Here is a 9,650-nt window from a genome sequence, read left to right as displayed (position 1 = left end):
GGAGTCGATTCAAAACCAATCCCTTCAAACGCTGGCGCGTTTGAGGATTTTTTGTTTCCAAAAGTTTTACGAAAGCGAGCTTTCGACACTTTTGGAAACAAAAAATCCCTTTTGAACTTTGTTCAAAAGGGATTGTGTTTTGTCGGGGTGGCAGGATTCGAACCTGCGACCTCCTGCTCCCAAAGCAGGCGCGATGACCGGGCTACGCTACACCCCGCTAAAAACTAAACAATGTTTGTTTGTTTTTGCGGTTGCAAATGTACATCTATTTTGTTTATCTGCAAGTTATTTCGAGGTAAAAATTAAAGAAAAAATAAAACCCTCAGAAAGTGAGGGTTTTATGCTTGTATTATTTAGTTGACTAGTGCTCCGGAGTGAATTAAAGTACTTAAAATACCGGTTGCTGATTAGTTCTATAAATCTTCGAAATCTACATCAGTGAAGCTTTCATTGCTATTTGCGCTTACTACTTCTTCCACTTCTTCCACTTCTTCAACTTTTTTCACTTCTTCTTCATTCTGAACAGCAACAAAATCCTGTTGGTGTCTGTCGGAAATTACCTCTTCACCTCTGTTTTGGAAGATGTAATCTGTCGACTCATTTAAGAATTCTTTAAAGCCTTCAAAATCTTCTTTGTACAGATAGATTTTGTGTTTCTTGTAACGGAATGAACCGTCTTCGTTTGTGTACTTCTTACTTTCTGTAATAGTAAGGTAATAGTCATCTGCTTTGGTAGCTCTAACATCGAAGAAATATGTTCTCCTTCCTGCCCTTAAAGCTTTCGAAAATATTTCTTCGTTTTCTCTGGGAGTTTCTCTTTCGTTCATCCTATCAGTAAGTTATTCTTTTGGTTTAGTAAAAAAAAAGATCAGTTTTATGAGTGATAAATAAAAAGGAGTTTAATAAGTTAAATACCCTGGGGTAACTTTTTCATGTCATACCGTTATTCTTCAGAACCGGAATGATACGACTTTAAACTTCAATATCATTATCAAATGCAAAAACAATCTTGATCGGAACAAATCTATAAAAATATTTGACTTGACAATGGAAAAAATCCTGCTTCTTGAATCTATTGTTGGGAGTGTAAAAGCTTAGTGTAAAAGCCGTTGATTGTTATTAGTTGAGAATGAGTTCCTTGCTCGCTAATTTCTCCCTTGTTTAGAATAATTATTTTGTCGGAATTCTTTGCAGTTGATATTCTATGTGTTATGAATACTATTGTAGTCTTGTAAGGTAATAGTTTTAAATTGTGTAGGATTTTACTTTCCGTAGAACTGTCTATTGCTGAAAAGCAGTCATCGAAAATCAGAATTTTCGGTCTTGCTAATAGAGCTCTTGCAATTGAGATTCTTTGTTTTTGCCCTCCCGACAGGGTAACTCCTCTTTCTCCAATTTTCGTGTCATATCCATTTGGAAAGTTTATTATTTCGCTGTGGATATCTACAATTTTAGCAATTTTTATTATTTCTTCCTGGCTGGCATTAGTTGCTGCAAATGCAATATTGTTACTGACAGTGTCTGAAAACAGGAATGATTCCTGGGTAATGTACCCTATGCTTTTGCGTAAATCAGCTATGTTTATACTGTTAATATGTAAGTGATCAAACAAAATCTCACCACTGTTGGCCTCAATAAGTCTGCTAATAAGGTTGGCGATAGTTGATTTGCCGGAGCCGGTAAGTCCCATTATTGCCAGAGTTTGGCCTTTTTCAACCGAAAAATTAATATTTTTTAAAGCTTTAATTCCGCTTTCGGGATAGGTATATGATACGTTGTTGAACTCAATATTTCCCTTTATCTCGGTATTGTAGTTAACGTGGTTTTTGATGATGTTATCAGAGTTTAAAAACTCATTTAGCCTTTTTTGCGATGCTTCGGCTCTTTGAACTACTGATGTTACCCAGCCGATTGTTGCAACAGGCCAGGTAAGCATATTGATGTAAATAAGGAATTCTGCAATAACTCCGGGAGTTATCTCATTATTTATAACCTTAACTCCCCCGTAATATATTGTCAGTGTAGAGCTAATGCTGATTAAAAGTATCAGGGTGGGGAAGAATGCTGCATTTACTTTTGTTAAGGATAGACTTTTTATTCGGTATGCTTCCGATAAATCATTGAATTCTATATTACTGTTGTTTTCAATGCCGTATGATTTTAAGATTCTGATACCTGAAAAAGATTCCTGCACAAATGTTGATACCTTGGCCAGGTAAACCTGTACGGTTTCACTCTTTTTGTTTATTAAATAGCTGACTTTATATACAGAGTAGGCCAAAAGAGGCAGGGGAGTAAGTACTATTAAAGTAAGTTCCCAGTCGATTCTGAACATATTAAAAACAACAATTATAATTAGAGAAATCAGGTTGAAAGAATACATAAGAGCCGGCCCCAAGTACATTCTCACGTGGCTGACATCTTCAGTAATCCTGCTCATTAAATCGCCTGTTCTGTTTTTTTTGTAGAAATCAGACGAAAGAACCTGATATTTAGAGTATATCTCATTTTTAAGGTCGTATTCAATGAATCGGGAAACAATAATTATGGTTTGCCTCATCAGGAAAGTAAAAAATCCTTTTGCAAGTGATGCTCCTATTACAATTAAACCAAAGTAGTAGAGTTTGGTCTTTAAATTAGATATGTCGAGGTCGGAAAAAGGAAGAGGCTTTTTTATTAACTCTGTAACTACATCGAAAGATTTCCCAATTAGTTGAGCAGGTAAAAGAGCGAAAACATTAGCAATAACAATAAATACAATTCCAAGAATTAGTCGCCATTTATTCCTGAGAAGGTATTTGTTAAGATATTTTAGTTCTTTCATTTGTTAGTAAAAGGTTTTTTGTTTTAATCCCCTCTCAGGAGGGGAAAGCTACAACTTATTTGTGTCTGCTTCATCAACATTTATACACGTTTCGTCAAAAATAAGCTTGCGAAGTTTAATTTAGCTATAAAATTAATATAAAAAAAAACAGAATTCTCTTTTAATAATTATCTTTGCAGAATAAAATAATATTTGATTTTTATATTAATTCGTTCTTTTTTATGCTTACAAGGAGACATATCAGGGCAAAAGTGATGCAATCAGTTTATGCCTTTGTTCAATCGGGAAATGATAAGGTTGATGGTGAACAAAAAAATATGTTAAGGAGTATTGACAACATATTTGATTTATATATACTGCTTCTGGATTTGGTTGTAGAGGTTGTAGAGTGGGATAAAAACATCCTCGAGAAAAGAAAAAACAGGTTGTCTCCCCAGGATAGGGAATTGGCACCCAATGAGAAGTTTGCTAATAATAAGTTTGTTGCCAAATTAGCAGAAAGCAAGGCATTAAATCAAAATTTAGAAGACAGGAGCCTTGGGTGGAAAGATCATGACGAATACTTACAGATACTGCTAAAAGAAATCAAAGAAAGCGATCTTTACGCCAAGTATATTGCAAAAGATTCTCCTCGATTTAAGTCGGATAAAAACTTTATGATAGATGTTTATAAAGAGATTATTGCACCAAACGAAAAGATTCATGAGTTTATAGAGAGTGAAAATATATCATGGTTAGGCGATTTGGCTGTTGCTAACAGTATGGTTGTAAAATCGCTAACGCTTATATTTGAGGATTCGGAAGATGAACAGCCTTTGATGACTCTTTATAAGGATTTAGAAGATAAAAAGTTTGCAATAGATCTGTTTAAGAAAACAATATTAAATTCAGAGAAAACCCGAAAATTAATTTCCGACAAAACTCCGGGCTGGGATTCAGACCGTATAGCTCAGTTGGATTTGATTTTAATGGAGATGGGGCTTAGTGAATTCCTGTATTTTCCATCTATCCCAACAAAAGTTACGATTAATGAGTATTTAGAGTTGTCGAAAGATTTTTCTACTCCTAAGAGTCGTGTTTTTATAAATGGTGTACTCGATAATTTGTGGAGAGATCTCGATAAAGAAGGTGTAATAAAGAAATCCGGCAGAGGGTTGATTTAAATGTTTAAACCTTAATTAAGCCCGAGTAGTTCGTCTTAATTGTCATAAAGTATTATATTTGGTGCGTAATTATTAAATAATAACCATTTAATGTAGTATTATGAAAAGCTTAAAAATCCTTGCGTTAACTTTTGGAGTTCTTTTGTTTTCATCTTGTGGCGATGATGCTACAAGTAGAATTAATAAGGAAAATGCAGAAAGTTCGGAGTTAAAAGTTGCAGAGATCAATAAGGGGTTTCCAACAATGACTTTCGAAAAAGAAAAACACGATTTTGGAGATATAAATGAAGGAGATATTGTAGAAACAGTATTTAAATTCAAAAATGATGGGGATACACCATTAATTATTACAAACGCAAGGGCGTCTTGCGGCTGTACAATTCCAAAATATACCGATAAGCCGATACAACCCGGAGAGGAAGGTGAAATTTCTGTAAAGTTTAACTCTAACCGTAAACCCGGTAAACAAAACAAAAGAGTTACACTTACTACCAATACCGAAAAAAGGATGGAGTTTGTACATATTATGGCTAATGTTGCCAAAAAAGAGACTAATAAATAATTAATAATAATAGATAGAATGGATACAGTTTTTTTACAGGCAGATGGAGGGCAATGGAACTCCATTATAATGCTTGTTTTAATGTTTGCGGTTATTTACTTTTTTATGATCAGACCTCAGGTAAAGAAACAAAAAACAGAAAAGAAGTTTCAAAGTGATATTAATAAGGGAGACAGAGTTGTTACTACCAGTGGAATTCACGGTAAAATAATTGACCTTAGCGATACAACATGTGTGATAGAAACAGGAGCAGGTAGAATTAAATTTGAGCGTTCGGCTATATCGCAGGAACTTACTGCTGCCAGTTATTCATCAGAGGAAAAGAAATACGAAAAGAAATAAACTTTAAAGAAGTTTTTTTTAAAGCCTCCATTTATTGGGGGCTTTTTATTTGGAATAAAGTAAACATTACGAGATATTTGTTTGTGACAAATTTTTGGAAGTGCCCTTTTTAAGATGTCCAAAGTTATTGAAAAGGGTAAAAGACAATTAAACCAAAGGATAATTTATTTGACAAAAATGAAGAGGACTTATAGAGAAATAGTTAAATTAATAAAAAACTATAGCAAGGGACGTAATTACCGTGTCTTTTTTGTTTTTGTATTTATATCCACTTTATTTTGGCTTTTGATTAAACTGTCAAAATCATATACTGTAACTGATGATTTTTCTGTGAAATATATTTCTGTACCCGAAAATCTTTCCTGGAGTAAAATCGATGAGGCTAATTTGTCTCTTGAAGTTTCGGGAAGTGGTTTTCAGATGTTGAATTACACCTTAACAGGGAAGAAAATAGAGGTTGATTTATCTGAATTGAAAAAGTATTCGGATGGACAGTATTATGTATTGCCTGAAGAACAGTTTATTTTGATAAAGCAACAGTTTCCGGGTAGTGTGGGTCTGTCTTATAATGGACCGGATACAATTCATTTTGATTTTTCGAAGAAGGTATCGAAAAAAATCCCCGTAATTTTGAATTATAGCCTTGATTTGGATAAGTCATATAAGTTTTTAGAGCCGGTTTCAATAAAGCCGGATTCAATTACTATAAGCGGTCCTTCGTCGGTAGTGACAGAAATAGATTCTATTGAAACTGTTTATTTTGAAAGAAAAAATCTTAGAGAAAGCACTAAAAGTACTATAGCATTCAAAAGCCTCGAAGACGATAGAGTTGAGTTATCCGTTAAGGCTGTAAGTGTAGAGATAAAGATAGAGCAATTTACACAGAACAGGATTAATGTTCCGGTAGCTTTCGAGAATATACCCCAAGGATTTCTGTTAAAAACATTTCCTGATAATGTGGAGTTGATATTTAATGCCGGATTAAGTGATTGTGAGTCTATAAAACCAACGCATTTTGAGGTTGTAGCTGATTATGACAGTCTGAAAAGTGATGATGCTGCTACTATTCCGTTAAAAGTTAATGTCTTGTCTGATAAGGTTGATCTGATAAGAGTGGAACCTGCTGAGGTTGAATTTTTGTTGAGAAAAATAGATAAGTAAAATGTTATTATGTTAGTTGTAGGGCTTACAGGTGGTATCGGGAGCGGAAAAAGTACTGTAGCGAAGATGCTTTTAAAGTATGGGGTTCCGGTTTATTTTGCAGATGATAGAGCAAAATACCTTATGCAAAATTCTATGGAGCTGCGATCCGGTTTGGAAAGAGAGTTTGGAGGAGAGGTTTATGAAGGAGGAGTTTTGAACAGGGCTTATTTGGCTGAAATTGTTTTTAAAGATAAATCAAAGCTGAATGTATTGAATTCTCTGGTTCACCCTGCTGTTGCTGTCGATTTCAAAATATGGATGGAGGAGCAGAAAAGTAAAATTGTAGTAAAAGAGGCAGCAATATTATTTGAATCGGGAGCATATAAAGAGTGTGATATTAATGTTAGTATAAGCGCCGATGTTGAAGAACGAATCAGAAGGGTTGTTGGCCGTGACGGTGTAGATGAAAGTCAGGTTTCTGCGAGGATAAATAACCAATGGACAGATGAGAAACGCAATGAAAAGGCTGATATTGTTATTGAAAATAATGATTTAGAATCTTTGGAAGCTAAAGTGAAGGATTTGTTAAGGAAGTTAAAAGAGGTAGAAAAAAAAGAGGCTTAACGCCTCTTTTTAATAATTAAGTTCGATGTAATTCTTTTTATTGTAGCTTTATACAACAGAACGAATATAATACTATGCATAGATTAGCATTATTAATATAAAGTTAAAATTTGTTAAAATATAGTTAAGGGTATCACTGTTAAATAGTTTAGTGTTTATTTTTATGTCGCAAATAAAAATATTTTAGGTTTTCTCTGGTAATATTTAAGAATGACAAAAAGAATATATATAGCATTAATAGTTTTAATGAGTCTGTCTTTAACCGGGATCGTTGGTCTTCAGGTTTACTGGATAACAGAGTCTATTAAGGTTAAGGAGGAACAATTTTCTCAGCTTATTACCCAGTCGCTGATTGGTGTTTCGAGTGATTTGAAATTAATAGATGTTAAAAACTTTGCCGAGAGATACGGAAAAGCCCGACAGGCAAGTGGAGATAACAGTAGTAGGGTAGAAGAACTTATCAGAGGGATAGAGAATCCGAAAAAAAGTTCAATTTTAGATGAAAAAAGACTGGTATTTGATTCAGAGCTTTCGAATTTAGATTTTGTAATCAGTCATGAGGATTCATTAAGAGCACTAAGAATAGTTACAGGTGCTATAAAATCAGAAATTTCAGGATTTTCAGAGGGTAAAAGTACTTATAAAATAAAGTCTGATTTTTTGAAATCCTTTAGTGATGAAGACAGTATAAGTGTGTTTCAGTTGGCTTTGATTGAGGAGAAATACGTGGAGCACGGTAATAAAATATCTATAAGGAAAAGAGTTAGTAAAGAAACGCTGGAGAGACTCTTGTCTATACATTTATCCAATAATAAAATCAGAACCCGATTCGAATACGCAATAATGAGTAGTGGATTAATCACTCCTGTTTACTCTAAAAGGTTTATACAGTCGGGGAATGAATATGTAGTTCCGGTTTTTACTGATAAGTTTGGAGAGTCTATTTACGACCTCTATGTACAGTTTCCAAATAAACGCGATTTTGTGTTGTCATCGATGAAGTGGATGCTGTTTTTCTCGGTAATCTTTACTTTGATTATAGTTTTTACTTATGCCGGGGCATTGTACCTTATATTTCAACACAGGAGAACATCTCAGGTGAAAACAGATTTTATTAATAATATGACTCATGAGCTGAAAACCCCAATTGCTACTATAAACTTATCGGTTGACGCAATAAGTAACTCTAAGATTATTTCTGATACCGACAAAGTACTTCATTATGCAAAGGTTATAAAAGATGAGAATAACCGGATGCACCAGCAAATAGAAAATGTGTTGAGAATTTCAAGATTAGACAGAAACAAGCTGGAGTTAACAAAAGAAATTACAAGTTTTAATGAGGTAGTAGAAGAAGCTATTGAGCATTTGCTCCTTATAGTTGAAGACAGGGGCGGAGTAATAGATTTTGAATTGAATGCAGAGAATGATATTGTTAATTTGGATTCGCTCCACTTTAGTAATGTTTTGGTAAATATTCTGGATAATGCCAATAAATATACCGTTTCAACACCCGAAATTAAGGTAGTTACATATAATGCAGGAAATAATATTATAGTTGAGGTAAGCGACAAAGGGATTGGAATTGGTAAGTCGGCACAAAGTAAAATTTTTAATAAGTTTTTTAGGGTATCAAGAGGAAATGTCCATAATATTAAAGGGCAGGGATTAGGTTTGGCTTATGTGAAGCAAATAGTAGAAGCTCATGACGGTACAGTAAGTGTGGAAAGTGAAAAAGGAAAGGGGAGTGTTTTTAGTGTGAGTATACCTTTATATGGAGAAGAGAAAAAATAAAGGTTGTCTTGTCTAATATTTCGCCTATAATTGAAATAATATTATTATTTAGCTTATATTTATTCATCTGTTAATAATTTTTATGTTTTTGTCAGATGGTGTTCGCAAAACAAAATTTTTATAATAGCCCTGTGGGGCAAATTTGTTGAAATTTTGTCATGCTAGTTTCATCAAAAACCTTAAGTGAAATATTTAATATACCATTTATCGGTAGCATTATTAGATTAGTTATAATTGAAAAAATTTAATTATGAATAAAAAAAGCAGGCTGCTGTTAGTAGAAGATGATCCTAACTTCGGAACAGTTCTTAAGGATTATCTAATTCTCAATGATTATGAAGTTACTCATGCGGTGGACGGAAATGATGGCTTGGTGAAATTCAAAAACGGAGAGCACGATTTGGCAATACTTGATGTCATGATGCCATATAAGGATGGTTTTACACTTGCAAAAGAAATAAAAGAACTGAGTCCTAATATGCCTATCATTTTTCTTACTGCAAAGTCTATGAAGGAAGATGTAGTGAAAGGCTATCAGGTTGGAGCTGATGACTATCTAAATAAACCTTTCGATTCGGAGGTGTTGCTCTATAAGATAAAAGCAATTTTACACCGGAAAAATGAAAATGATGATAATAAATATCAGCAGTTTGAATTTAAGATCGGGAAATATGATTTTAATTCCAAGTTGAGGTTTTTAACGCTCGACGGTGAAACAAAAAAACTGTCACCAAAAGAAAATGCACTTTTAAAACTGATGTGTATTTATTTGAACGATTTAATGCCAAGAGAATTAGCTCTTACCCGTATCTGGAAAGATGATAATTATTTTACGTCGAGAAGTATGGATGTTTATGTTGCAAAGCTCAGAAAGTATTTGCAGGGTGATGCAGATGTGGAGATAATAAATATACACGGTGAGGGATTCAGACTCGTTGTTAGAGAGGGTTAAGAAAAAACGGAAAAGTTTAAAACTCTTCCGTTTTTTTTTGTATTGATTAGCTTTGTAAGTTATCGATGATAACATTTAAAGTTTAAAGTCTAAAGTCTAAAGTTCAAAGTCTAAAGTTCAAAGTCTAAAGTTCAAAGTCTAAAGTTCAAAGTCTAAAGTTCAAAGTCTAAAGTTCAAAGTCTAAAGTTCAAAGTCTAAAGTCTAAAGTCTAAAGTCTAAAGTTCAAAGTCTAAAGTTCAAAGTCTA

The 9,650-nt window shown here is 33.6% G+C and carries 9 protein-coding genes and 1 tRNA gene; 7 read left to right on the top strand and 3 right to left on the bottom strand.

The window, feature by feature from the left end; translation table 11 throughout:
• Positions 1–142 precede the first annotated feature (142 nt).
• The 3 genes from ABFR62_11060 to ABFR62_11050 all read right to left on the bottom strand — a co-directional run bounded on the left by ABFR62_11060 (position 143) and on the right by ABFR62_11050 (position 2,824).
• Positions 143–217, bottom strand: a tRNA-Pro gene (locus ABFR62_11060).
• A 196-nt stretch (positions 218–413) separates the two neighbouring features.
• Positions 414–827, bottom strand: a complete 414-nt coding sequence (locus tag ABFR62_11055) for a PUR family DNA/RNA-binding protein (protein MEN8138959.1) — start codon at positions 825–827, stop codon at positions 414–416.
• Between the two features lie 245 nt (positions 828–1,072).
• Positions 1,073–2,824: an ABC transporter ATP-binding protein gene (locus tag ABFR62_11050; GenBank protein MEN8138958.1), complete on the bottom strand. Its 1,752-nt coding sequence runs from the start codon at positions 2,822–2,824 to the stop codon at positions 1,073–1,075.
• Positions 2,825–3,045: 221 nt separating this feature from the next.
• Here ABFR62_11050 and nusB point away from each other — a divergent pair, with 221 nt between their 5' ends.
• The 7 genes from nusB (at position 3,046) to ABFR62_11015 (ending at position 9,404) form a co-directional block, all read left to right on the top strand.
• A complete protein-coding gene (gene nusB, locus ABFR62_11045; GenBank protein ID MEN8138957.1) occupies positions 3,046–3,987 on the top strand; it encodes a transcription antitermination factor NusB in 942 nt (313 codons plus the stop codon).
• A 100-nt stretch (positions 3,988–4,087) separates the two neighbouring features.
• Entirely contained in the window at positions 4,088–4,549 is a 462-nt protein-coding gene (locus ABFR62_11040; GenBank protein MEN8138956.1) for a DUF1573 domain-containing protein, read from the top strand.
• Positions 4,550–4,567: 18 nt separating this feature from the next.
• Positions 4,568–4,891: a preprotein translocase subunit YajC gene (gene yajC / locus ABFR62_11035; GenBank protein MEN8138955.1), complete on the top strand. Its 324-nt coding sequence runs from the start codon at positions 4,568–4,570 to the stop codon at positions 4,889–4,891.
• Between the two features lie 177 nt (positions 4,892–5,068).
• Positions 5,069–6,052 carry a YbbR-like domain-containing protein gene (locus tag ABFR62_11030; GenBank protein ID MEN8138954.1) on the top strand — a complete coding sequence of 328 codons (984 nt, stop codon included), beginning with the start codon at positions 5,069–5,071 and terminating at the stop codon, positions 6,050–6,052.
• 9 nt (positions 6,053–6,061) lie between these two features.
• Positions 6,062–6,658 (top strand): dephospho-CoA kinase, encoded by a 597-nt coding sequence (gene coaE / locus ABFR62_11025; protein ID MEN8138953.1) that lies wholly within the window; start codon positions 6,062–6,064, stop codon positions 6,656–6,658.
• Positions 6,659–6,868: 210 nt separating this feature from the next.
• Positions 6,869–8,452: an ATP-binding protein gene (locus ABFR62_11020; protein MEN8138952.1), complete on the top strand. Its 1,584-nt coding sequence runs from the start codon at positions 6,869–6,871 to the stop codon at positions 8,450–8,452.
• A gap of 250 nt (positions 8,453–8,702) precedes the next feature.
• Positions 8,703–9,404, top strand: coding sequence for a response regulator transcription factor (locus ABFR62_11015; GenBank protein ID MEN8138951.1), 702 nt, complete (start codon positions 8,703–8,705; stop codon positions 9,402–9,404).
• Positions 9,405–9,650 lie beyond the last annotated feature (246 nt).

The sequence above is a fragment of the Bacteroidota bacterium genome, from assembly GCA_039714315.1.
Classification (GTDB): Bacteria; Bacteroidota; Bacteroidia; order Flavobacteriales; family JADGDT01; genus JADGDT01.
This window is presented reverse-complemented; position numbering and strand designations above follow the sequence as displayed.